This is a genomic window from Paenibacillus sp. FSL H7-0942 (genome assembly GCF_045040715.1).
Taxonomy (GTDB): domain Bacteria; phylum Bacillota; class Bacilli; order Paenibacillales; family Paenibacillaceae; genus Paenibacillus; species Paenibacillus amylolyticus.
Map to the genome: position 1 here is coordinate 237951 of NZ_CP150279.1, position 24734 is coordinate 262684.

At 48.9% G+C, this 24734-nt stretch carries 14 protein-coding genes; all 14 read left to right on the plus strand.

The genetic code is table 11. The features are described from left to right. Positions 1 to 142: 142 nt before the first annotated feature. Positions 143 to 2926, plus strand: coding sequence for a glycoside hydrolase family 3 C-terminal domain-containing protein (locus MHI48_RS01115; RefSeq protein ID WP_405142782.1), 2784 nt, complete (start codon positions 143 to 145; stop codon positions 2924 to 2926). Between the two features lie 189 nt (positions 2927 to 3115). Continuing rightward, entirely contained in the window at positions 3116 to 3307 is a 192-nt protein-coding gene (locus tag MHI48_RS01120; RefSeq protein WP_017691199.1) for a hypothetical protein, read from the plus strand. 450 nt (positions 3308 to 3757) lie between these two features. Next, positions 3758 to 4522 (plus strand): copper homeostasis protein CutC, encoded by a 765-nt coding sequence (locus tag MHI48_RS01125; protein WP_076329634.1) that lies wholly within the window; start codon positions 3758 to 3760, stop codon positions 4520 to 4522. Between the two features lie 30 nt (positions 4523 to 4552). After that, positions 4553 to 6013 (plus strand): alpha-L-fucosidase, encoded by a 1461-nt coding sequence (locus tag MHI48_RS01130; RefSeq protein WP_076329635.1) that lies wholly within the window; start codon positions 4553 to 4555, stop codon positions 6011 to 6013. A 1-nt stretch (position 6014) separates the two neighbouring features. Then, complete coding sequence (locus MHI48_RS01135; protein WP_076329636.1) at positions 6015 to 7796, plus strand: beta-galactosidase; 1782 nt, start codon at positions 6015 to 6017, stop codon at positions 7794 to 7796. A gap of 105 nt (positions 7797 to 7901) precedes the next feature. Then, complete coding sequence (locus MHI48_RS01140; RefSeq protein WP_076329637.1) at positions 7902 to 8768, plus strand: sugar phosphate isomerase/epimerase; 867 nt, start codon at positions 7902 to 7904, stop codon at positions 8766 to 8768. Between the two features lie 250 nt (positions 8769 to 9018). Beyond that, positions 9019 to 10077: a Gfo/Idh/MocA family protein gene (locus MHI48_RS01145; protein WP_076329638.1), complete on the plus strand. Its 1059-nt coding sequence runs from the start codon at positions 9019 to 9021 to the stop codon at positions 10075 to 10077. Between the two features lie 1182 nt (positions 10078 to 11259). Beyond that, a complete protein-coding gene (locus MHI48_RS01150) occupies positions 11260 to 12672 on the plus strand; it encodes an alpha-L-fucosidase (RefSeq protein ID WP_076329639.1) in 1413 nt (470 codons plus the stop codon). Positions 12673 to 13168: 496 nt separating this feature from the next. Next, the gene (locus tag MHI48_RS01155; RefSeq protein ID WP_017691190.1) at positions 13169 to 14146 is read left to right on the plus strand and encodes a sugar ABC transporter permease; all 978 of its coding nucleotides are present in this window, start codon (positions 13169 to 13171) and stop codon (positions 14144 to 14146) included. Between the two features lie 15 nt (positions 14147 to 14161). Beyond that, positions 14162 to 15070 carry a carbohydrate ABC transporter permease gene (locus MHI48_RS01160; protein WP_017691189.1) on the plus strand — a complete coding sequence of 303 codons (909 nt, stop codon included), beginning with the start codon at positions 14162 to 14164 and terminating at the stop codon, positions 15068 to 15070. 129 nt (positions 15071 to 15199) lie between these two features. After that, the gene (locus MHI48_RS01165; protein WP_083677571.1) at positions 15200 to 16837 is read left to right on the plus strand and encodes an extracellular solute-binding protein; all 1638 of its coding nucleotides are present in this window, start codon (positions 15200 to 15202) and stop codon (positions 16835 to 16837) included. A gap of 175 nt (positions 16838 to 17012) precedes the next feature. After that, entirely contained in the window at positions 17013 to 19232 is a 2220-nt protein-coding gene (locus MHI48_RS01170) for a helix-turn-helix domain-containing protein (RefSeq protein WP_076329640.1), read from the plus strand. Between the two features lie 45 nt (positions 19233 to 19277). Then, complete coding sequence (locus tag MHI48_RS01175) at positions 19278 to 21590, plus strand: glycoside hydrolase family 3 N-terminal domain-containing protein (protein ID WP_405142787.1); 2313 nt, start codon at positions 19278 to 19280, stop codon at positions 21588 to 21590. Then, complete coding sequence (locus MHI48_RS01180) at positions 21587 to 24733, plus strand: alpha-mannosidase (RefSeq protein ID WP_076329642.1); 3147 nt, start codon at positions 21587 to 21589, stop codon at positions 24731 to 24733. Before MHI48_RS01175 ends, MHI48_RS01180 begins: the two co-directional genes overlap by 4 nt. Position 24734: the final 1 nt, after the last annotated feature.

The window sequence follows — 24734 nt, forward strand, 5'->3', positions numbered from 1 at the left end:
AGAATCTGTTAATATGAGACTATGAACAAGTGAATCTACCAGATCATAGAATATCTTTTATATCAAATGAGCGCACGTTTTGTTAGTTCATTTTGTATATAGCGATTCGTAGATATGGGGATGACAATCAGGAGGGAAATCATTGAGCACACATCAAATCGGAGTTCCATTGGAAGGGTTTGCAGAGTTTAGTCGTACGGTTGCCGCTGAAGGAGCCGTTTTACTCAGAAATGAAGGCCAAGTGCTTCCACTTCGTGAAAACGAAAACGTTTCAGTTTTTGGACGGATTCAAGTCAATTATTATCGGAGCGGCACGGGTTCAGGCGGTAGTGTTCATGTGGCCTACACAACGAATCTATTGGATGGTCTGCGCAGCAAGAAGAATATAACGGTCAATGAAGAGCTAGCAGCTGTCTATGAGAAGTGGATTGAGGAAAATCCATTTGATGATGGCGGAAAAGTATGGGCGGCCGAGCCATGGAATCAGAAAGAAATGCCTTTGACGGATGAACTGGTTGCACAGGCTAGAAGCAAATCCAGCAAAGCCATTATTGTGATTGGACGTACAGCAGGAGAAGACCAGGATAATGCGGATGCGCCAGGAAGTTACCAACTGACAGAAGATGAGAAAGCGATGTTAAAGCAAGTTACTTCGCAATTTGAACACACAATCGTTGTGTTGAATGTCTCAAATATCATCGACATGAGCTGGTTAAACGAAACGTATCTACATCCGATCCAAGGCGTAATTTACTCCTGGCATGGCGGTATGGAGGGTGGTAATGCGATTGCCGATGTGCTGGCGGGGGACGTTACACCAAGCGGTAAACTGACAGATACGATTGCTTATTCCATTGAAGATTACCCTTCGACAAGCAACTACGGCAATGAGTTCAAGAACCTGTATCAGGAAGATATCTATGTAGGTTATCGTTATTTCGAAACGTTTCGACCTGAGCGCGTTCAGTTTGAATTCGGTTACGGCCTGTCTTATACGACGTTTTTGGCCCAGCACGAAGAAGCGAAATCAGTGTCCAAAGACGGTAAAACCTACATTGAAGTTCGTGTAAATGTGACCAACTCAGGCACAACATATGCGGGCAAAGAGGTTGTGCAGGTCTACTATGAAGCACCACAAGGCAAACTGGGACAACCGGTGAAGGCTTTGGTGGCTTTTGGTAAAACAGGATTGTTGCAGCCGGGCGAGTCAGAACTTCTGACGATCAGCTTCCCGATCCATGCCATGGCATCTTACGATGATGCAGGCGTTACAGGTCTTGCTTCCGCGTACGTATTGGAAGAAGGCACATACCGACTGCACGTAGGAACCAGTGTGAAACAAGCGCAGCATATCAGCATTGATGGCCAGGATGGCTATATTATTGAATCCCTTCAATTGGTGGAGCAACTGCAAGAAGCGATGGCCCCAACTGAAGATTTTACACGGATGAAACCAGGTTCGCGCAAGGAAGATGGATCTTATGAACTGACTTATGCAGAAGTACCGAAACGTAAGATATCCATGGCAAACCGGATTGAGCAGAATCTCCCGCAAACGCTGGAGCAGACGGGTAACCAGGGCCACAAGCTGAGTGACGTTAAGGCTGGCAAAGTGAGTCTGGAAACCTTCATCGCTCAACTGAGTGATCAGGATCTGGCAGCGATTGTCCGTGGTGAAGGCATGAGCAGTCCGCTCGTTACTTCGGGGACGGCATCTGCATTTGGTGGTGTCAGCGACAGCCTGTTTAACTACGGTATTCCGGTAGCATGTACGGCAGATGGCCCGTCCGGTATTCGTATGGATAGTGGCGAAAAGGCAACACAGGTATCCATTGGTACGTTGCTTGCGGCGACATGGAACAAGGATCTTGTTGAAGAGTTGTATGTGATGGAAGGACAGGAATTGCTAAGAAATCAGGTAGATACCCTGCTCGGACCTGGACTCAATATCCGCCGGAGCCCGCTTAATGGCCGGAACTTTGAGTACTTCTCCGAAGATCCACTGATCTCGGGTGTATTTGCCGCAGCATGTACGAAAGGTATCATGAAGGGGGGGTCCAATGCCACACTGAAACACTTTGCCTGCAACAACCAGGAGAAGCACCGCAGTAAAGTAGATGCTGTTGTCTCCGAACGTGCACTGCGTGAAATTTACCTGAAAGGGTTCGAAATCGCTGTAAAAGAAGGCGGAGCAAACTCCATCATGACCTCCTACAACCCGGTTAACGGACACTGGGCGGCATCCAACTACGACCTGAACACCACGATTTTGCGTGGCGAATGGAATTTCGACGGAATCGTAATGACCGACTGGTGGGCGATTATGAATGATGTGACCGAAGGTGGAGAGGCTGATCGCAAATACACCAACTGGATGATTCGTGCGCAGAATGATCTCTACATGGTTGTACCGAACTACGGCGCAGAGATCAATGGCTGGGACGACAACACGATTGAATCCTTGGAAAATGGAACATTGACTCGCGGAGAGCTGCAACGCTCGGCGATTAACATCTGCAAGTTCATCATGAATGCACCGGTGTCCGGCAGAAAACACGAGATCGTGGAGAACGTCGCTTCATTCCAAGCGAATGCATCTCTGTCTGCTGCACAAGCTCAGGATCTGGTTGAGAACGCACAGGTGAAACCTGCGGTAGCTGAACCCGTCTACATGAAAGTGGACGAGGCCGGCCATTATCGGATTATCGTACAGATCATGTCCCCTGAGCCTGAACTCGCTCAAAGTGCATGTAACCTGCTCCTGAATGATCAGTTGGTGACCACCATTCAAACGAATGGTACGGAAGGCAAATGGATCAGACAGAAACTTGTCAAAGTAGACCTTGAAGCAGGACTGTATGAATTGAAACTGGACTTCACCAAACCAGGTCTCCAGATTGATTGGATCGAATTCAAGCAGGTGTAAAAGATAATCGGAAATATCAGGTGATAAGAGCAATCGAAAGGTTGTTCTGTCATCCAAAGCAGAATACGTTGGTATATGACAAAGGACACTGTACTCGGGTGTCCTTTGTTGTAACACAGAATAGCTACTGTTATGATAGTGTTATGAGATTCGTAGTTCTGAACAATGGGGTCAGGGGTGTTGCGAGGAATGAGAAATTATAATTTTTTGAGTCCAATCCTGCTGGTTGTGGTGGCGCTGATTGTGAGAGGCCTGGTGACTAACCTGGGAGTTCTTTTCGGACTATCACAAGAAGTGGCGAGTAATATTGCCATGATAGCCATGATTATTGCTGCACTGATTATGTTTAATCGAATGACGAAGGCTCGGCGTAGAAAATAGAAAAAACTCGGATAACCAGAAGGTTATCCAAGACACGAAGACACCCTCCGGGTGTCTTTTTTTTGTATTGACGTTCTGATCCTAACGTTTTAGACTATTGCTAATTGATAATAACACTATAAATAACAAAAATAACAAAATTCATTAGGTGAAGTGATGAAATCCGTTGCACTCTCTATTTGCTAGCCCATTCCGGTCCCCAAAGGAGAATCCAATCATGAAGATCATTGCCGACAAATCATATATCGTTCAGGACGGCCAGCCTTTGCAGATTGCAATCTGGAAGCTGACCATCGTCAAATAATGATGAAGAAGGACCGCAGAAGCGCTGATGAAGCGTTCAGTCGGTCCTTTATGTCATGGATTAGGCCGTGTGCAGTTCGAGAGATGTGTATCGATACGGGTTAACGGTTCTGGAATATTCAACGATGAAGTGAAGGGAGCGACCTTATGAAGAGACAGCCTGTATTGGAAGTCATCGCTGTAGATGCGGCAGATGCCAAAGTAGCTGAGGAGGGAGGGGCTGATCGGATTGAACTGGTGTCTGAGATGTCTGAAGGAGGGCTTACCCCCAGTTATGGTGTCATGAAGCAAGTGCTGTCTCAAGTCTCCATCCCAGTGTATGTCATGATCCGTCCGCATAGCCGCTCGTTCCGCTATAGCGCAGATGACATCCACGTTATGACCCGGGATGTACGCGTGGCGAAGGAACTTGGAGCCGCTGGCATTGTGATCGGCGCCCTCACCGGAAATGGTGAAGTCGACCTCATGTCCTTGCAATCATGTATGGCCGAAGCTCAGGGTTTGGGCGTTACGTTTCATCGTGCAATTGATGTGAGCACAAGCCTGACTGAGGCGCTCAAGGCTATTAACACATTGGGCAACGTGGAGCGTGTTCTTACATCGGGAGGAAAACAGACAGCGCCTGAAGCCATACTGGAACTGAAACAACTTCAGCAATTGGGGCAAACCTTGAACATCGCTGTCATGGCAGGGTCGGGGGTCACCATAGAGGGAATTCAAACGCTAGTGAGTCAGACGGGTATCACGGAAATCCATATGGGATCTGGCGTGAGGTACAAAGGCAGCTTTAATTATCTTATTGATCCACATTTGGTTGAAGAAGCCAAGCAGCAGTTATTGCTTTCATCACAGCCGTTCATGGACAGTAGTGCACTGAGTAGCGGTCCAAGCAAGGGTGGTCCAATGATATAGGGATGCGCTAAATAAAAGGAGTGATACGCCATGAATTATGAACTGCAATCAGCCGAATGGATTAAGTCCGTAGCACAGATCAGCCCATCGGAACGCCAGTTGAGGTGGCAGGAGATGGAGTTCTACGCGTTTATTCATTTTACGGTAAATACATTTACGGATCAGGAATGGGGCACTGGGGAGGAAGACCCGGCTATCTTCAATCCTTCTGAACTGAGCGCGGTGCAATGGGTGCAGGCGTGCAAGGCTGCGGGGATGAAGGGGCTGATTTTGACATGTAAGCATCATGATGGATTTTGTTTGTGGCCAAGTCAGTTTACAGCGCATACGGTCGCGGCTAGTCCATGGAGGAACGGTGCGGGGGATTTGGTTCGGGAAGTCGCTGATGCCTGCCGTCAGGGTGGATTGAAGTTTGGCGTGTACCTGTCTCCTTGGGATCGGCATGAAGCCACTTATGGGGATTCCAAGAGGTATAACGAGTTTTTCCTCCAACAGTTACGCGAGCTGCTTACGAATTATGGCGACATCTTCTGTGTATGGTTCGACGGTGCATGTGGGGAGGGTCCGAATGGCAAAAGGCAGGTCTATGACTGGGACGCCTATTATGCGCTTATTCGTGAACTTCAGCCTGAGGCTGTCATCTCAGTATGTGGCCCGGATGTTCGCTGGTGCGGCAATGAGGCGGGGCATACACGGGAATCGGAATGGAGCGTTGTGCCAGCGCATATGCAGGATAATGAGAAGATTCAGGAGCAATCACAACAGGTGGATGATGGTGAGTTTGCCACAAGGATCAATACGCAGGACAGTGATTTGGGAAGCCGAGAGGTCATTCGTTCCCAAGGTGACCAACTGATCTGGTACCCTGCCGAGGTGAATACCTCAATTCGCCCAGGATGGTTCTATCATGCCAGTGAAGATGATCAGGTCAAAACACTGGAAGAACTGCTCGCCGTCTATTACGGCGCAGTGGGGGGCAACGCCACCTTTTTACTCAATCTGCCACCGGATATGCGTGGTCTCATTCACGAGCGGGATGTGGAGCGACTACAGGAATTGGGAGATTCACTGCGCACCATTTTTCAGGAAAATTTCGCCTTGCAGGCGCTGGTAAAAGCATCGGAGACGATGGATGAACAACATGCCGTATCGGAAGTGCTCACGGAACGACGGGATACGTATTGGTGTCCTCACGAAGGAACGGAGCAGGCTTGGATCGAGCTGGATTTGCAGGGGGAACGATCGTTTGACCGGGTGGTGCTGATGGAACATATCCAGACAGGCCAACGGATTGAGCGTTTTACGCTGGAGTCGCAGAGGGCAGATGGTGGTTGGGAAGAGTTTTACAAGGGGACGGTGGTGGGGTATAAGCGAATTTGCTGTTTCCCACAGGTTACATCGAGAAAGATGCGTTTAAGCATTCATGAATCCAGATGGTGCCCTACGTTGTCCGGGTTAGGCATATATCTGAGCGAGCGGGGAGGGTTGTAATATGGCCGTGCTAACGTATAAAGGTTCACAATTTATGTATGATGGCGAGCCCATTCAGATTTTGTCGGGTGCCATTCATTATTTCAGAGTGGTCCCCGACTATTGGGAGGATCGGTTACTCAAGCTGAAAGCCTGCGGTTTCAATACGGTGGAAACGTATGTGCCGTGGAATGTTCATGAGCCCCAGCCGGGCCAGTATTGTTTTGAAGGCATGGCTGATCTGGAACGTTTTATTCGCATTGCGGGAGATGTGGGTCTGCATGTGATTGTTCGTCCAAGTCCTTATATATGTGCCGAGTGGGAGTTTGGCGGATTACCTGCCTGGCTGCTTGCCGATGATGAAATTCGTCTGCGGTGTAGTGATGCAAAATTTCTGGAGAATGTGGATCGTTATTATGATGTGCTTTTGCCCAAGTTGAAACCTCTTCTGAGCACCCATGGCGGGCCGATCATTGCAATGCAGATTGAAAATGAGTACGGCAGCTTCGGGAACGACGCGAGTTACCTGCGATATTTACGTGAGGGCATGGTGGAGCGCGGTATGGATGTGTTGTTATTTACCTCGGACGGACCGACAGACCACATGCTGCAAGCGGGATCAGTCCCGGGGCATCTGGCTACAGTTAATTTTGGATCAGGAACGGAAGGAGCGTTCGCCAAGTTGCGTGAATATCAGGCGGATGAACCTTTGATGTGCATGGAGTATTGGAACGGCTGGTTCGATCACTGGGGTGAGTCACATCACACCCGAGAAGCCACAGATGTGGCTGGTGTGTTTGAGGAGATGCTTCGAGCAGGAGCTTCGGTTAACTTTTATATGTTCCACGGTGGAACAAACTTTGGATTTTACAATGGGGCGAACTGTCAGCAGAAGGATCAATACGAACCCACAATTACAAGTTACGACTACGATTCACTGCTCAGCGAATCCGGGGAGCCGACAGCGAAGTTCCATGCCGTACGTGATCTTATTGCTCGGTATAGCAATGAAGATCTGGGTGAGCTTGTGCTACCAAAATCGAAGGGGACTATCGCCTATGGACGAGTGGAGTTGACCCAACAGGCGTCATTACTGGCGCAGATGGACCGGATATCAGTCCCGGTACAACGCACGAATCCGAAACCGATGGAGAAGCTGGGTCAGGATTATGGCTTTATTTGTTATCAAACCCGAATATCCGGCCCAAGGGAGGGACAGGAACTGGTGGTTCAGGAGGTGCGTGACCGTGCGCTTGTGTTTGTTGATGGGCAATTTCAAGGTGTGTTCGAGCGGGGCAATACGGAATTATTGATTTCCTTTGAAGTACCGCCAGAGGGCGCAGAACTATTGATCCTTGTCGAAAATATGGGGCGAATTAATTATGGTCCATACCTGAGAGATCCGAAGGGGATTACGGAGGGGGTACGACATGGCTTTCAATTTTTATATGATTGGACGATTCATTGTCTGCCATTAACTGATCTGTCGGGTTTGCAATTTAGTGATGTGATTAGCGAAGCAATTAACGAAACAGTTAATGAAGTAAAGGGACCAGCATTTTATCGAGGAGAGTTTAATATCACGGATGTAAGAGATACTTTTCTGCGACTGGATAGCTGGACCAAAGGGGTTGTATTTGTAAACGGATTCAATATGGGGCGCTACTGGAATAAAGGACCGCAAAAAACATTGTATGTACCTGCTCCGCTCCTTCATGAAGGTCATAATGAAATCATCGTATTCGAGCTTCATCAGACGTCTGAACTGGCCGTAACGTTTGTAGATACACCGGATTTGGGCTAGAAAAAGGAAAATAGGTGAGCCAAACGATTATTGAGAATTGTTGTGTCCGCCAGAAAAAGGTATACGTTGGGTATGGACATTGACTACAAGAGAGGATGAGGAAGAATGAAAGTTGGACTCAGCACCTACAGTCTGCAACAAGCATTGGATCGCAAAGAATTAAACGTACCAGATGCCATTCGTTGGATCGCCGATCAGGGCGGGGAACATGTGGAGATTGTACCGATGGGATTCAGTCTGATCGATAATCCGCAGTTGATTGATGAGATTAAAGCTGTGGCAAAAGAGGTTGGGATCGACATTTCCAATTACGCCATCGGCGCTAACTTTGCTGTGCAGGAGGACGCCGAAGCGTTGGAGCAAGAGATCCAGAATGTGATGCGACATGTGGATGTGGCTGCTGCGCTCGGCGTGAAGCTGATGCGTCATGACGTGGCTTTCCGCCCTGCACCAGAGGGAACCGTAGCACAGTTCGAGATTGACCTACCGGTACTGGTGAAAGCCTGTCAGCGGATAGCCGATTATGCAGCGGGTCTTGGAATCACAACAAGCATTGAGAACCATGGATACTATGTGCAGTCGAGTGAACGCATTCAGCGTTTGTTACACGAAACGGCGCGGAATAACTTTAAGACCACGCTGGATGTCGGCAATTTCCTCTGTGTGGACGAAGACCCGGTGAGTGCCGTAAAAAATAACATTCCGTACGCGTCGATCGTGCACGCCAAAGACTTCTACTGGAGACCTTCCTACCGAAATCCCGGTGAAGGCTGGTTCCAAACCTCGCATGGCAATTACCTGCGCGGCGCCATTGTGGGCCATGGCGATATCGACATGCCTGAGGTGTTCCGTGTGTTGAAACAATCCGGGTATGACGGATATATCTCGGTAGAATTTGAAGGCATGGAAGATTGTAAAACCGCCTCACGCATTGCCATGGATAACGTCCGCCGCCTATGGGCAGAGGCATAGGGCTGAGTACTTGTTTTAAATGAATAAAATTGAATCAAATGTTAAAGAAGGCGTGAGTAACAGAGGGGAAGCTTGGAAATGTAGGAGCGTTAGCGACCGCCTTTGTCTGCGGATTTCAACCGCTAGAGCGGTCAATAAAAGAAATTTGCAGACAACAGCGGCCGAAAGTCCAAGCATTCACCGTCGTTACGTTAAGCCGAGTATAATTTCTTGAGTCAATTCATATGAAAACGATGGAGGAATCAGCACTATGTCCAAATTAAAAGTCGCCGTTATCGGTGCCGGATCCATATCCGATTGCCATTTGCAAGCTTATGCCAGTAACCCGGACGTTGAAATATACGCCATCTGCGACCTGAATGCAGAACGTGCCACAGAAGTGGCAAAACAATATGATGCACCTCATGTGTTTACCGATTACAAAGAATTGCTCGCACTGCCCGAGATTCATTCCGTCAGCATCTGTACATGGAACGACTCCCATGCAGAGATTAGCATTGCTGCTCTGGACGCGGGCAAAAACGTGCTGTGTGAGAAACCGCTCTGCCAAACGGTGGAGGATGCACTTGAGGTAGAGAAGGCTGTTCATCGCAGCGGAAAGTTACTGCAAGTTGGTTTTGTTCGCCGCTATAGCGACAATGCACAAATTCTGAAGAAGTTCATCGATGAGGGCGAACTGGGCGAGATCTATTATGCCAAAGCCTCCAGTCTTCGTCGTCTGGGCAATCCGGGTGGCTGGTTCTCGGATATCAACCGTTCTGGTGGTGGTCCGCTGATCGATATCGGGGTGCATGTAATCGACATTTGCTGGTATCTGATGGGCAGACCGAAGGTGAAATCCGTCTCCGCTAACGTGTCTAACCGATTGGGGAACCGCTCGAACATTAACAATCTGTCGTTCTACAAAGCAGCCGACTATGACGCAGAACAGAACACCGTTGAGGATATGGCAAATGCCCTGATCCGTTTCGAGAACGGTGCGAGCCTGCTCGTGGATGTCAGCTTCACGCTCCATGCCAAAGCGGATGAGACTTCGGTCAAACTATATGGCGACAAAGGCGGTGCCGAGCTGGAGCCGGAAATTTCGATCATAGGCGAGAAATTCAACACCATTTTGAACATGACTCCACAGGTGGATTTCAAATCATTCGATTTTATGGGATCGTTCCGCAACGAAATCAACCATTTTATAGATAGTACACAGGGCCGCAAAGAAACCCTTAGCCCCGTCGAAGACGGCGTCGAAGTGATGAAAATGCTCTGTGCCATCTACGAATCAGCACGCCAGGGCCGCGAAATCACACTGTAAAGGTAGGATTGTATGGCGTTGTTACGCTACGTTGATACTTTACTACTCCGTTTCATTGAAAGTTATGAGCACTTCGCTCCTTTTCAATGAAAAGCTCCGCTCCGAGCAGGTATGGATTCGTCCTCTCCGCTTGCGGTTGGAGCAGAGTAGGGAGCGAGCGCTAACGAATCTGAGGCGTCTTATTCAAGGATTCGAAGCGCTGGCAGAAATCTAAGGAACCTGACACATGTTATATCAGAATAAGCAGCAGTTTACAGCGTTTTTACCACCTAATTTCGGGAAATAACGTGTCTGATATTCCTTACAATTTAAAAAGAGGACCAGAAGGCTAAATAAGACGCCCTGATTTCTTTAGAAAATACTCTACCTATTCACCAGGATAAACTGGCCTGTATTTTAAGACGCTTTAAACGCCGACATCCATCATCGTATATCTTCCCTGAACTGAAGTTGAAGACACACCCTATAGAAGACTTACCGTTTACGCCAAAACGGAGAGTGCAGAACCAATCCGAAGTAACGAATCGCACTCTCACTACCCTTGGAATTTCCCTATAGAAACGATGGAATATGGGGCTCCATAGTGAATGGGGAGGACGCCGAACTCGAAATAACAAAGTTATGCGCCCCTTAATAGTTAAACTTATCGTTACACCAAAACGGAGAATGCAGAACTAATCCGAAGCAGCGAAGCACTCGTTCTTCTCCCCAATTTTCTATAGAAACAAGGGAAATAAGGAATCCATAGTAATTGGAGAAGGCACCGCAATCGCAACGACGGACAGACTAACCCTTCATAGGTTAAGCGAACCGTTTACACCAATACGGAGAACGCAGAACAAATGGAAAACAATGAAGAGCACTCTTTCTGATCTTGTATTCCCTATTGAAATAAGGGAATAAGGGGTTCCATAGTGATTGAAGATGGCACCGCACTGCACTCAAAATAACAAAGTTACCTACGCCCTTAATAGTTAAACTAGCGTTTACGCCAAAACGGAGAGTGCAGAACCAATCTGAAGAAGCGAAGCGCTCGCCTTTATCACCGGATATCCAACAATTATAAAGTGAAATAAAAGAAATCCGGGGATAACAGCGATCGGAAGATGGTACTGCACTCGGAGTGACCAGGCGTAACATGCATGGTTTATCTTTTATCCAATCCAGAGGAGATGAAACAGGATGAGCGAAGCCAAAGAAACCGTACTGGAGCAGGAAGAGCAGATCGTCGAAGCCGGCGTGCACAATTTTAGCAAAGAGGAAGAGTGGATCAAACCGGAAGATCCGCTGCTGAATGAGCGGTTGGAGTGGTTCAAGGATCAGAAGCTGGGGTTGATGATGCACTGGGGGCCGTATTCCCAGCTTGGCCTCGTGGAATCTTGGGCGCTGAGCGATGAGGACGGCGATTGGTCGCGTGATGACATCGACTGGACGGATGACATGGAAGACTTCAAGCGGGAATATTTCGATCTGAACAAAACCTTCAATCCGATTCGTTTCCAACCCGAGGAATGGGCACAGATGGTGGCAGATAACGGGTTCAAATACTTCCTGTTCACCACCAAGCACCATGACGGTTTCTGCATGTGGGATACCAAGACGACGGATTACCGGATTACGGGCAAGGACACGCCGTTTCATACCCATAAGTATGCGGACATCTGTCGAGCACTGTTTGACGCTTTCCGGGCCAAAGGACTCGGCATCTCAGCGTACTTCTCCAAAGCGGACTGGCATACCCCGTATTACTGGGCACCGGGCATGGAACGTGGGCGTCATATGTGGCGCGGGCCCTCGTATGATCCCCATAAGTATCCGTGGCTGTGGGAGAAATTCGTGGAGTTCACACATGAGCAGATCATGGAGCTGCTGACGAATTACGGGCGGATCGAATGTCTGTGGCTGGATGCAGGCTGGGTGCGCGAAGGTCGCTACGGTCAGGATATCAGGCTGGGAGAAGTCGTGGAACGGGCGCGTCAGACCACACAACCTTGGCTTCTGTCTGCAGATCGCACCGTCGGTGGACCGTATGAGAATATCGTTACCCCCGAGCAGACCATACCGGAACATCCGATGAACATCCCATGGGAGAGCTGTATTACGGTGGGGAACTCCTTTGCCTTCGGATTCGATGATCAGTATAAAACGGGAAGACAGCTGGCACATATTCTACTCGAAGTTGTGTCCAAGGGTGGTAACCTGGCGCTGAATGTAGGACCACAACCGGATGGGCGTCTGCCAAAAGGGGCAATTCGAGGCATCAAGGGCCTCGGTGAATGGTTGGGTACTCATGGAGAAGGCGTCTATGGAACCCGGATATGCGGGCCTTATTTTACGAAAGATTGGGCTTTCACACAGAAAGAAGAGATCAACACCGTATATGCCTTCCGGATATACCGAAACGAGAATGAGACCGTACAACCACAGTTAATCATTCCTTATCTGGAAAAGGTAGAGCGGATCGAACTCGTCGGTAGCGATGACGTACTTTCGTATCAACAGACGGGAGACGGACTTCTCGTGGAACTGCCACAGTCCGCTACAACCAATGAAGCTCCCATCACACATACGTTCAGATTGGTCACAAGCGCATAGAGGTTGTTCAAAAAGTCCCCAATTGATCACGAAGTAAACCACGAAGCGAACTCGACATCGAATCTTGCGTTCACCTTCGGAGTCCGGTGTCATGTAGGTTTGCCTACACTCCGCTCCTCCTCCTTCAGGTTCTCGCAACCTTCTCGGTGCTGAATCGTTAACTTTTTGAACTTGCATGTAAGAATGCCATGTCAATTCCGGGGGAGATATAACCACCTCCGGAATTTTTTTATTCATACATAAGGGACACAATTCCCAATAGAAACGGCTCGCAATCGCTTGTCACACAAGGGTTTGTGGAATAAAGAGAAGTCGGAGAAAATTGCAAATTGATAAAAGTTTATCGGGCGATGTACTATCAAATCAAGAAAGCGCTACCTGATATGAATGTTTACATCATGTTTGTTAAACAAGGAACTAGGAACAGAAAAAAGGATGTTTAAGGGATGTAAATGTAATGTATTATTACACTTGAGGTGTAGAAGGAGTGACGCAAATGAGTCGAGCTACGGAAAGCATACCCGCCAAGATGGAACTCCAACAGAGGAAACATGTGGAGCCCAAGCGGCAGCATCCATTCATCAAAAGCCTCAAGAAACACTGGGAACTCTACCTGCTCGTGTTGCCCCCGGTATTGTATCTGTTGATCTTCAAGTACATCCCTATGGTGGGTGTCCAAATCGCCTTCAAGGACTTCAGTGTAGTCAAAGGAATCTGGGGAAGCCCGTGGGTCGGATTCAAACACTTTGAAGCCTTCTTCCAATCTCCAAACTTCTGGCTGTTAATCAAAAACACGATAGGCATCAGCTTTTATTCCTTAATTGCTGGTTTCCCCATTCCGATCCTTCTGGCGCTGGCGCTGAATGAGATTCGAACGGGTTACTTCAAAAAGACCGTGCAGATGGTCACTTACGCTCCGCATTTTATCTCAACGGTTGTTATGGTATCCATTATCATTCTGATGCTCTCCCCGCATGTGGGCGTAGTAGACAAGCTGTTCACACTGCTCGGCTTCCCGATGACGAACTTCATGGGCATACCGGAATACTTCAAATCGATCTATGTCTGGTCAGGTGTGTGGCAGGGCATGGGGTATTCATCAATTATATATATCGCAGCTCTTGCTGGTGTTGATCCATCTCTCTATGAAGCAGCGAAGATGGACGGCGCATCAAGGCTTCGGAAAATATGGCACATCGACCTCCCATCGCTCATTCCAGTCACCGTTATCATGCTGATTCTGAGTCTGGGCAGCATTATGGGCGTGGGCTTCGAGAAAATATACCTGATGCAGAATCCGCTCAACACAAGCGCTTCGGAGGTCATCTCCACGTATGTGTACAAGGTGGGTCTGATCGGGGCAAATTTCAGCTTCTCCTCGGCAGTAGGGTTCTTCAACTCCATTATCAACCTGATCCTGCTGGTTATCGTCAACGGCATATCGCGCAAAGTATCCCAGAACAGCTTGTGGTAAAGGAGGAGTTTATCCATGTTCAACCTGATTAATCGTAACCGGATCAAGGACCCACTCGGTGACCGCATTTTCATGACATTCAACTATATCTTTCTGTTCGCCATACTGCTAACAGTGTTTTATCCGCTCTTGTATATCATCAGTTCTTCGTTCAGCTCTTCACGAGCCGTGACATCCGGTCAGGTGTGGCTGTTCCCGGTAGACTTTAACATCAAGGCGTACATCTCCATTTTCAAAAGCCAACAGCTTATGCTCGGTTTCTATAACACGATCATTTACACCGTGGTGGGCACGTTCATTAACGTGGTGCTGACCGTCATGCTGGCGTATCCTTTGTCACGAAAATCGTTTTATGGACGAGGGGCCATCATTATTTTCATGATGATCACGATGTTCTTTGATGGCGGTCTGATTCCCACCTACCTCTTGATGAAGGATTTGCACCTGCTCGATACACGTTGGGCGATGTGGCTGCCCGGGGCGCTCGCAGTATTCCAGGTCATCGTGGCAAGAACTTTCTTCCAATCTTCCATTCCGGAAGAACTCGGGGAGGCCGCGGAAATGGATGGTTGCCGGGATATCCGGTATCTGATCAGCGTAGTTCTTCCCTTATCAAAGCCCATTCTGGCAGTCATGACACTCATGTATGCCGTAGGTCACTGGAATGCGTACTTTGATGCATTGATCTACCTGCGTTCCGAGAAATTGTTCCCTCTACAATACGTGCTTCGCAATCTGCTTATCCTGAACGCGGCTGATCCGGCGATGCTCGCCAATACCAGCCAACAGATGCGGGACCAAGGGTTCGAGCAGGTGTTGAAATATGCACTGATTGTTGTCGCGAGCATTCCAATTCTGATCATGTATCCATTTGTACAGAAACATTTTGTTAAAGGGGTCATGGTTGGTTCCCTGAAAGGTTAATCCTTGTGAGTTAAGCCTGGTTGTCTCTTGAAAGGAGGTGGAAGGAACACGCCGGCTTCCGGGGTCGATTTTATACACGTGCAGTACAAGTCAATAATTTGCCGTTATGAACAAAAAGGAGGAGTCAGATTGAGAAAATCTTGGATTTCGATGTTGTTTCTGGTCTTTGCTTCGATGGCTTTGTTGTCCGCATGCAGTTCATCCGAGGAATCGGGTGGAAGTAGCGACGGTAGCGGGGAGAGCGGCGGTCCTGTAACCATGACCCTCTTTGCTCCGCAAGGCAAAGCGTCCATGGAAGAGAATGAATTTACCCAATTTATCGAAGACAAGTTCGACGTTACCCTAAAATGGGATCTGGCCCCAACGGACGCTTTGCAGGATCGCAGACAATTGCTGCTGGCTAGTGGTGATTATCCGGAAGTGTTTCTTCACGGCAAGTTCACCACCTCAGACCTTCAAACCTATGGAAAACAGGGCGTGTTCCTTCCGCTACAGGATCTGATTCAGAAGTATGGTCCGAATCTGACCAAGATTATGGAGGAGAAGCCATACTTCAAAGAAGCCATCACGGCACCGGACGGCAACATCTATGCGCTGCCGATCTTCAATGAGTGTTACCACTGTACGTATGCACAGAAATACTGGATCAACACGGAATGGCTCGATAATCTGGGTCTGAAAATGCCAACCACAACTGATGAACTGTATACCGTACTGAAGGCGTTTAAGACACAAGATCCAAACGGTAACGGGAAAGCGGACGAGATTCCACTCACGGGCGCACCGAACAAGTATGTATGGAATGGCAACATTGATGCCTACCTGATGAATAGCTTTATATACAATGACAACGACAAATATCTGATCGTGAACGATGGCAAGGTGAGTTTTGCCGCCAATCAGGAAGGCTGGAAGAAAGGGCTGGAGTACATGAACAAGCTCTATGCAGATGGCCTGATTGATCCGGCTTCCTTTACACAGAATGATCAGGCGATTGGACAGCTGGGGAACAAGGAAGGCGATGAAGTGGTCGGCTCCATTACAACGGCGCTGGTCAGTTATCTCGTGAATACTTATGACAAAGACATCACCCGTCATCAACACTGGGAGATCGTTCCTCCATTGAAAGGACCAGATGGAGTGCAGACGACAGGTGCCACACAGAGCGTAGGTGAGTTTGAGTTTGCCATCACGAACAAAGCGACAGAAGCACAGCAGATTGCTGCTATCAAAATTGTGGATTACATGTTCAGTGAAGAAGGCGCACTGTATGCGGAGTATGGTCCAACCGAAGGCAAGGGCTGGAAGAAAGCAGATGCCGATGAGAAAAACATCAATGGCGAGCCTGCCAAATACAGCTACTACAACCTGCCTGAGCGTGATCCGAACGTTGTTGTGAACGAGAGTTGGTCACAGATCGGAGCACATGACTTGTCCAACACATTCCGTAATCTGTTTGCGGAAGGACAGAATCCTTTAGAAGCAGAGGGTTATGGTACACGTCTGGCTCAAGCAACTAATGTGTATGAACCTTATGCACCAAAAGAAGTATACCCTGCGAACGTATTTATTCGTCCAGAGGATACGGAATCAGCTGCACAACTGACTACGGCCATCAAGGATTATGTGCAGACAAATATGGCACAGTTCATTATTGGCAGCAAGAGCATTGATAAGGAATGGGATTCGTATGTCAAAGGCTTTGATGGTCTCGGACTGAGTAATTACCTTGAGATCTACCAGCGTGCCATTGAGAAGAATCAATAATTGAAGGATTCAATATAGAGGCTGTCCCGTCTGTCACCCGTGACCGGGACGGTCTTCTCCTATGACAACCCCACGTCATCCGATATAATGTACTGAATATTTATGGAAAATTAGCGATCAGCACAGATGTTTGTCGTCATTCAGCATGAACAGTAATGGTGGGGGGATCTCGGAGATGAACAACAATTGGTTTAGACGTTTGCTGTTATCGTATCTGCCTGTTTTCTTTATTGTGACGACTATTCTATTCTTTATTTTCTTTCAAGTGTTCAATGAACAGAACCGTAGAGAAGCGCTCAAGGCCAATGAATTTCTGGCCTCTCAGGTCACGCAATATCTGGACAACTCCCTGCGTTCCATCGACTTCAAGGTACTGCGTGAGATTTTGACCAACCCTAACTTGAAGAATTATTTCTCGGTATCTGGCAGCGATGATGTGTATGCCGGCATTCAGGCGGTCCAGGTGGTTGATGAATTGAAAATAGAGTATCCGCTGATTGATTCAATTTATCTCGTTCGATACGGGGATGGCACGGTCTTCAGTAACGGGAAGGCTGTTCCGATTGAAGAGTTCCCGGATGCAGACTTTATTGCAGATAGCCGGTCAAGGGATGAACAGAAGTGGGCAGGGGCACGAGCGTTCCGAGCTTTTCCTTCACAAGCGACGGAGCAGGTGATTACGATTGTGCGAAGTGTAGGAAACGGCAAAGGACTTGTGGTGACAAATGTGGACCTAAGTACCCTGAGGAAATCCATTATGCAGATGTATGATCCGGAATTTACGTTTGTGAACATCTTCAACCGTTCGGGCGGCAATCTGTGGGATAGCAGCATGCCAGGAGGGGTTGCAGCTTCTACTAAAACCACGTCGGGAGAAGTCTTCTCCGAATTTACGTCGAGTTATAGTGGTTGGAAGGTGCAGACAGGTCTCAATAATGGAAAAATCGTCAAATGGACTCTGCAATTTTATAATATCTGGTTTGCCTTTGCTGTAGTGGTTGTGTTGATCGGGGTGGTGTGGGTGATCTACGTGACCCGCAGAAACTACAAGCCGATTCAGCAGATTGTTACGTTAATTCAGACCGTCTCTTCGCAGAAGCAATCGGGGCTCAACTATGGCAAGGAGAATGAGTTTCGATTCATCCATACAACACTGGAACGCATGATTGATCAGACGAGGCAATATCAGGAGGAGCATGAAGAGAATCTGATTTTGCAGAAAAAAATGTTCTTTCAGGAGTTGCTGGAGGGCACACGAGACTTTACGAGCACGGAGCTGACAGCCGAGATGAAGAAGTTCAAACTGCCTGAGCTGGAGCATCGTTGGGCCGTCATGGTAGTTGAAATGGATCGGTATGATGCATTTGTGACGGAGTATCATCATCAGGACCAATCCCTCCTGAAATTTGTGTTATCCAGTATTCTGCAGGAGAGTGCGCGTCATGAAGGAACGGAAGTATGGGCTGAATGGATCTCCGATCAGCGTCTGTACGCCATCCTCTGGATTCCGGCAATGGAACAGGCCGAGGAGACTGAGCATCGATTGCTTGCTGGTTATCTGGACAGAATCGATCAGTATCTGAACTTCACCGTGACCATTGGTGTTGGTCGGGTTGCTGTTGATATTCGGGGGTTGAGAGCTTCATTGAAAGAAGCTGTGCATGCGCTGGAGTACAAGGCTGTACTGGGCATAAATCGCATCATTCCGTGTAGTGATGTGCCGAATTCGACCAATGATGTGTATGAGTTCCTGAAGACCATCTCCCTGCTGGTACAGGCGATGCGCTTGTCGGACGATGTTTGGGAAAAGCATTTTGAGAGACTGTTTGAACAAATCAGTGAGTCCGTTCTGTCCCGTCAGGAGATTATGAATACGATCCAATTGTTATTTCAACATTACAATCGGGAATTCGCCGAACTTCCACGAGAGTATCAGGAGTCATGGGCCGCTATATTCACCCCACTTCTTCCAAGGCTGGAGGGCTGGGAGACGTTAGACGATCTGCGTGAGCTGTGCTGGGAAGGGTTCAGAGAACTGGCGTTGCAGATGCAGACGCTGCATTGTTCCCGAAAACACAGATCACATATTCTGGAGATTCGCAAATACATCGAAGAGCATTACAACAATCCTGATCTGTCACTGAACTACCTTAGTGATCTATTCGATATTAATCCGAAGTATCTGAGTAAGCTTTTCAAGGATGAGATTGGGGAGAAGTTTGTGGATCTGCTCATTAGTCATCGCATCGAAAAAGCCAAGCTGCTCATGCAGGAGACCGATAAGGCTATTCAGGAGATCAGTGAGGAAGTGGGATACACGAACTATAATTCCTTCAACCGGGCTTTCAAAAACGTGGTGGGTGTGGCACCAAGTGACTACCGCAAAGCCATGTGAGTGCATGCGCCTAACTAATTCCGAACGCATAAGGAGAATGTGCATATGGACTATAAAGATGCTTCGCTTCCCATTCAGGAACGGGTTCAGGATCTGATCGGACGGATGACAACGGCAGAGAAGATTGGACAACTCATTCAGCCGATGGGGTGGAAGACGTATGATAAAGCACCTGATGGTACAGTACAGGTGACGGAAGAGTTCAAAGCGGACATGGAACAGGGCGGTGTCGGTTCTCTGTATGGTGTGCTTCGGGCCGATCCATGGACTGAAGTGACACTTGAGACGGGGCTTACCCCACGGCAGGGAGCCGTTGCCACAAATGTCATTCAGCAGTATGCCATGGAGCATTCTCGGCTAGGCATTCCCATTTTGTTTGGAGAAGAGTGTTCCCACGGGCATATGGCGATTGGGGCGACAGTATTTCCGGTACCGTTAACAGTGGGCAGCACGTGGAATATGGAGTTGTACCGCAAGATGTGTGAAGCCATTGCTGTGGAGACCCGGAGCCAAGGGGGAGCGGCAACGTATTCCCCGGTGCTTGATGTCGTACGTGACCCGAGATGGGGACGGACGGAGGAATGTTTTGCCGAAGATCCATACCTAATCGGTGAATTCGCAGTAGAAGCCATGAAGGGACTACAGGGTGACCGCCTTGATTCCAACCAGACAATTGTCGCGACACTCAAGCATTTTGCGGCTTATGGCAGCTCGGAGGGTGGGCGTAATGCTGCTCCAGTTCATATGGGCTTACGTGAATTACATGAAATAGATCTGTTGCCGTTCAAAAAAGCAGTGGAAGCCGGGGCTTGCTCCGTGATGACCGCCTATAACGAGATTGATGGCGTACCCTGCACGTCCAGCACGTATCTGCTGAATGACCTTCTGCGCGAGCAGTGGGGTTTTGAGGGATTTGTCATTACTGATTTTGGTGCCATTCAGATGCTGGTTCATGGACATAACACCGCCGAGAACGGGGAGCAGGCCGTGGCACAGTCCCTTCAGGCAGGTGTAGACATGGAGATGTCCGGGTACATGTACCGCAAACATCTCGGTCAGGCGTTGGAGCAGGGATTGATCGAAGAGAAGGATCTGGACTTGGCTGTGCGGCGGGTGCTGGAGATGAAATTCAGACTTGGGCTATTTGAAAAGCCTTTCGTTGATCCAGAGTTTGCAGAGCGGATTATCGGATGTGAAGACCATACTCAGCTGGCGAGGGAAGTTGCACAAGAGGGGATTGTTTTACTGAAAAATGAGGGAAATACTCTTCCGCTTGCCAAAACAGGTACAAAGCTAGCTGTCATCGGTCCGAACGCGAACCATATCTATAACCAACTTGGGGACTATACCTCGCCACAACCGAGAGAGCAGATCGTCACCGTACTGGATGGCATTACGCGCAAGCTTGGCGCGGATTCGGGTCAGGTGCTGTACGCGCCTGGCTGCCGGATTAAAGGCGACTCCAGAGAGGGCTTTGCGCAAGCGCTGGCTTGTGCGGAACAGGCAGATGCCATCGTGATGGTGATGGGCGGGTCCAGCGCCCGCGATTTTGGTGAAGGTACCATAGACTTGCGGACAGGTGCTTCAGTGGTGACCGATGATCCATGGAACGACATGGAGTGTGGCGAGGGCATTGACCGGGCTTCCATGAATCTCATGGGTGTTCAATTGGAGCTGGTGCAGGAAGTACATAAGCTCGGGAAACCCGTTATCGTGATGTATATTAACGGCCGCCCCATTGCTGAACCTTGGATTGATGAGCATGTCCATGCCATTGTGGAAGCGTGGTACCCCGGACAGGAAGGTGGTAACGCGATTGCGGATATTCTGTTTGGCGATGTGAATCCATCGGGTCGTCTTACCGTCTCCATTCCCAAGCATGTTGGGCAACTTCCGGTCTATTATCATGCCAAACGTACTCGTGGCAAGCGGTATCTGGAGATGGATCTGGCGCCGCAGTATCCGTTTGGATATGGACTGAGCTACACCGAATTCAAATACGAGAATGTAAGAGTAATGCCAGAAGTCATCGGCCCGGAAGATGAAGCACAGGTGATGGTTGAAGTCACCAATACCGGAGCGGTATCGGGAAGCGAGGTTGTGCAGTTGTACATCACGGATGTGTCAGCTTCGGTTACGCGGGCTGAAATGTCACTTAAGGGTTTTCGTAAAATTCATCTGGAGCCAGGACAGACTCAGACCGTTACATTCCCTGTGCAAAAAGAACACCTCGCACTGATCGACTCTCGTCTCCAGTCTGTCGTAGAACCGGGTGAATTCAGGCTCATGGTTGGCCGCAATTCTATGGATTGGACCGCCTGCAGTCTGCACATTCAGAAGGTGGGGGTGGAGGTATGATTCGAATTCAGCGATTCATCGAAGATCTGAAGCACCGACAATGGCTGGATACGATCGAGCTTCCAGCGTGGGAGATGCAGAGGGCCAGATACATTCGGCCAGGGGAATACGAGTACGAACAGGCAGAAGTAAATGAAGATGAGCAGGCAGACAAGGCCATGCAAAGCTTGAATCCGCTGAACAGCGTACATGGAACGACGTATTTTCTGAGCAAACGTGTGGAGATTCCGGCGGAATGGCAGGATCAGGCTGTTGGGCTGATCTTCGAGGCCGGAGGAGAAGGGCTGCTGAAGGTGAATGGCATGCCGTATCACGGACTGGACCGGAATCATGGGTTCGTCCCCCTTCCGAGAAGTCGGGTAGGAAATACGCCACAGTTGGAGATTGAACTCTATGATCCGATTCCAGAGCCGGATGACCCACTCAACCGACAAGCTGTTATTCAGCCGCCTATTCAGGGCATTCGGGCAGCATTGGTTCATGTTAATCAGCCACTGCAGAGCCTAATGTACAGCGTTACGGTACTCGCCGAGTCGCTCCGGGCATATAACGAGAAGGAGCCCAAGCGGATGGCACTTGTTCAGGCCATTCATCAGGTGATGGATAACATGTACAATGACCCGGAACGCTGGAGTGATGCAGCCTGGATACAGAACTTCGAATATGCATTAGCACAGTCGGTACAGCAGGAAGACCCGGAGGAATATCGAAGTGGCTTCATGCATCTGGTTGGACAATCCCACATTGATATTGCCTGGCTGTGGCCTGTACGTGAGACGGTTCGCAAGTCCAGTCGCACGTTCTCGACCATGTGTACCTTGATGGATACGTACCCGGATTTTGTGTATTCCCAGAGCCAGCCGCAGTTGTATGCCTTCGTGAAGGATCATTACCCGGAGTTGTATGAGCGAGTTAAAGCCCGTATTGCCGAAGGACGCTGGGAGCTGGTCGGAGGCATGTGGGTCGAGCCGGATCTGAATATTCCGAGTGGCGAGTCGTTAGTTCGGCAGATTCTGTATGGACAGAACTTCTATCAGGCGGAGTTTGGCAAACGCTCCAACATCGAGTGGCTGCCGGATACCTTTGGCTACTGCGCTTCCTTACCGCAGATGCTGAAACTCGCGGGTATTCCTTATTTTATGACCACCAAGCTGAATTGGAATGATACCAATGCGTTTCCGTATGACCTCTTCGACTGGGTAGGCATAGATGGCACTTCCGTGCTGGCATATCTGAATCATGGGGTGAATGAACATACGCGTCCCAAAGATGTGGATGAACATTGGCAATCATTTAAACAAAAGGATGTGCACCCTGAGCAAATGTTGCTTTACGGACATGGCGATGGTGGTGGTGGCGTGACGAATGAGATGGTGGAGTTTGCGGAGCGATCCCATTTGATGGTTGGACAGCCAATCAGTAAATTCAGCACAGCAGGGGCTTTTTTTGAAGACATATCATTAAATAATCCGACGTTGCCGAAATGGCACGGGGACTTGTATCTGGAACTGCATCGCGGAACGTATACAACTCATGCAAGGAACAAACGTAGCAACCGTAAGGCAGAGGTATTGTACCGGGAAGCGGAAATCTGGGGGCAATTTGCCGGGGCTTACGGCGCGCGCACGAAGAATGATCTGGATGAAGGCTGGAAGTTGATTATGCTCAACCAATTCCATGACATTATTCCGGGAACGTCGATTCCAGAAGTTTACGTAACGTCCACCGACGAGTACACGAAAGTATTTGCACTGGGTACATCCGCACTGCGGGAAACGCTGGATACCCTTGCGGAGAACATTGCAACAGATGAACTCGATGGTCTTCCTTACATTATATTCAACAGCCTCGGCTGGAAACGCGGAGAAAATATCACCATTACAGGGGATGCTCACCTCGCCAGGATGGCAGCATTTGATCGTCAAGGAAACCGTCTGGCCTGTGATCTTGAACAAAAGGAAGACAAGTATACGTTGCTCGTGCATGTTCCGTCGATTCCTGCTTTTGGGTATACAACCATATGGCTGCGCGAAGCATCGGATGTTATCCTTCCAGTAAGGGAAGAAAAATCCTTCCCTTCCACGTGGGAAACTGAATTTTACACGCTCGAGTTTAATGACTTGGGAGAGATCACTCGATGGTATGACAAAACGGTAGGACGTGACTGGCTGAAGCCTGGTGATCGGGCGAATGAGTGGCAGTTTTTCCACGACAAACCGACGTACTGGGATGCATGGGATATCGATCCACGATTTGAATCTCAGCGAGCTGGTGAGGTGCAGTTGATCTCCAGAGAGATTGTACAGCGTGGGGCTACGCGAGATGTACTACGCTTTGTCTGGAAGCTGAATAAATCGGAGATCAGCCAGGATATCATTTTGCATCGTTACCAGCGGCGTGTTGATTTCCATGCAAAAGTGAACTGGAATGAGAGCCATAAGCTGCTCAAGGTGGCCTTTCCAGTGGATCTGGTGGCAGCCAAAGCGGCTTATGAAATTCCGTTTGGAGCGTTGGAGCGTCCAACTCATAACAACACCAGTTGGGAGCAGGCGCAGTTAGAGGTCTGTGGACATCGTTGGGCGGATATCTCGGAGGGCAACAGCGGTGTGAGTTTGCTGAATGATTGCAAGTACGGGTATGACATCAAGGATCGGACGATCCGCCTGTCTCTGCTTCGTGCTCCGAAATGGCCGGATGAACATGCGGATCAGGGCGATCATGAATTCACGTATTCGATCCTGCCACACCAGGGCGATTGGCGACAAGCTGCCGTCGTTCGCCGGGCGATGGAGCTGAATCATCCGGTCGAAGTTGTGGCAGCGAGTCAGTCTTCCGGTCACTTGCCAGCTGAACATGCTTGGGTTCAGTTCCACAGTGAACATGTTATTCTGGATGCAATCAAGCCAGCGGAAGACGGTTCCGGAACAGTACTACGTTTCTACGAATCATCCGGAGGTCGGGAAACGGTGCAGGTTCAGTGGGCTGAAAAGGAAATCAAAGCGTCCATCATTAATCTTCTGGAGGATGAGATCCATCCGTTGGCTTGTTCAAACGGCACAATTGAACTGACATTCAAACCGTATGAGATCAAGTCGGTGAAACTTGTTGATATCAGTAATGAGTCGAACCTTACATTTACATGAG

What these genes read in the sequence shown, in the direction of transcription:
- MHI48_RS01120 (WP_017691199.1), top strand. Translation starts at nt 3,116, where the DNA reads ATGAGAAATTATAATTTTTTGAGTCCAATCCTGCTGGTTGTGGTGGCG.
- MHI48_RS01125 (WP_076329634.1), top strand. Translation starts at nt 3,758, where the DNA reads ATGAAGAGACAGCCTGTATTGGAAGTCATCGCTGTAGATGCGGCAGAT.
- MHI48_RS01130 (WP_076329635.1), top strand. Translation starts at nt 4,553, where the DNA reads ATGAATTATGAACTGCAATCAGCCGAATGGATTAAGTCCGTAGCACAG.
- MHI48_RS01135 (WP_076329636.1), top strand. Translation starts at nt 6,015, where the DNA reads ATGGCCGTGCTAACGTATAAAGGTTCACAATTTATGTATGATGGCGAG.
- MHI48_RS01140 (WP_076329637.1), top strand. Translation starts at nt 7,902, where the DNA reads ATGAAAGTTGGACTCAGCACCTACAGTCTGCAACAAGCATTGGATCGC.
- MHI48_RS01145 (WP_076329638.1), top strand. Translation starts at nt 9,019, where the DNA reads ATGTCCAAATTAAAAGTCGCCGTTATCGGTGCCGGATCCATATCCGAT.
- MHI48_RS01150 (WP_076329639.1), top strand. Translation starts at nt 11,260, where the DNA reads ATGAGCGAAGCCAAAGAAACCGTACTGGAGCAGGAAGAGCAGATCGTC.
- MHI48_RS01155 (WP_017691190.1), top strand. Translation starts at nt 13,169, where the DNA reads ATGAGTCGAGCTACGGAAAGCATACCCGCCAAGATGGAACTCCAACAG.
- MHI48_RS01160 (WP_017691189.1), top strand. Translation starts at nt 14,162, where the DNA reads ATGTTCAACCTGATTAATCGTAACCGGATCAAGGACCCACTCGGTGAC.
- MHI48_RS01170 (WP_076329640.1), top strand. Translation starts at nt 17,013, where the DNA reads ATGAACAACAATTGGTTTAGACGTTTGCTGTTATCGTATCTGCCTGTT.
- MHI48_RS01175 (WP_405142787.1), top strand. Translation starts at nt 19,278, where the DNA reads ATGGACTATAAAGATGCTTCGCTTCCCATTCAGGAACGGGTTCAGGAT.
- MHI48_RS01180 (WP_076329642.1), top strand. Translation starts at nt 21,587, where the DNA reads ATGATTCGAATTCAGCGATTCATCGAAGATCTGAAGCACCGACAATGG.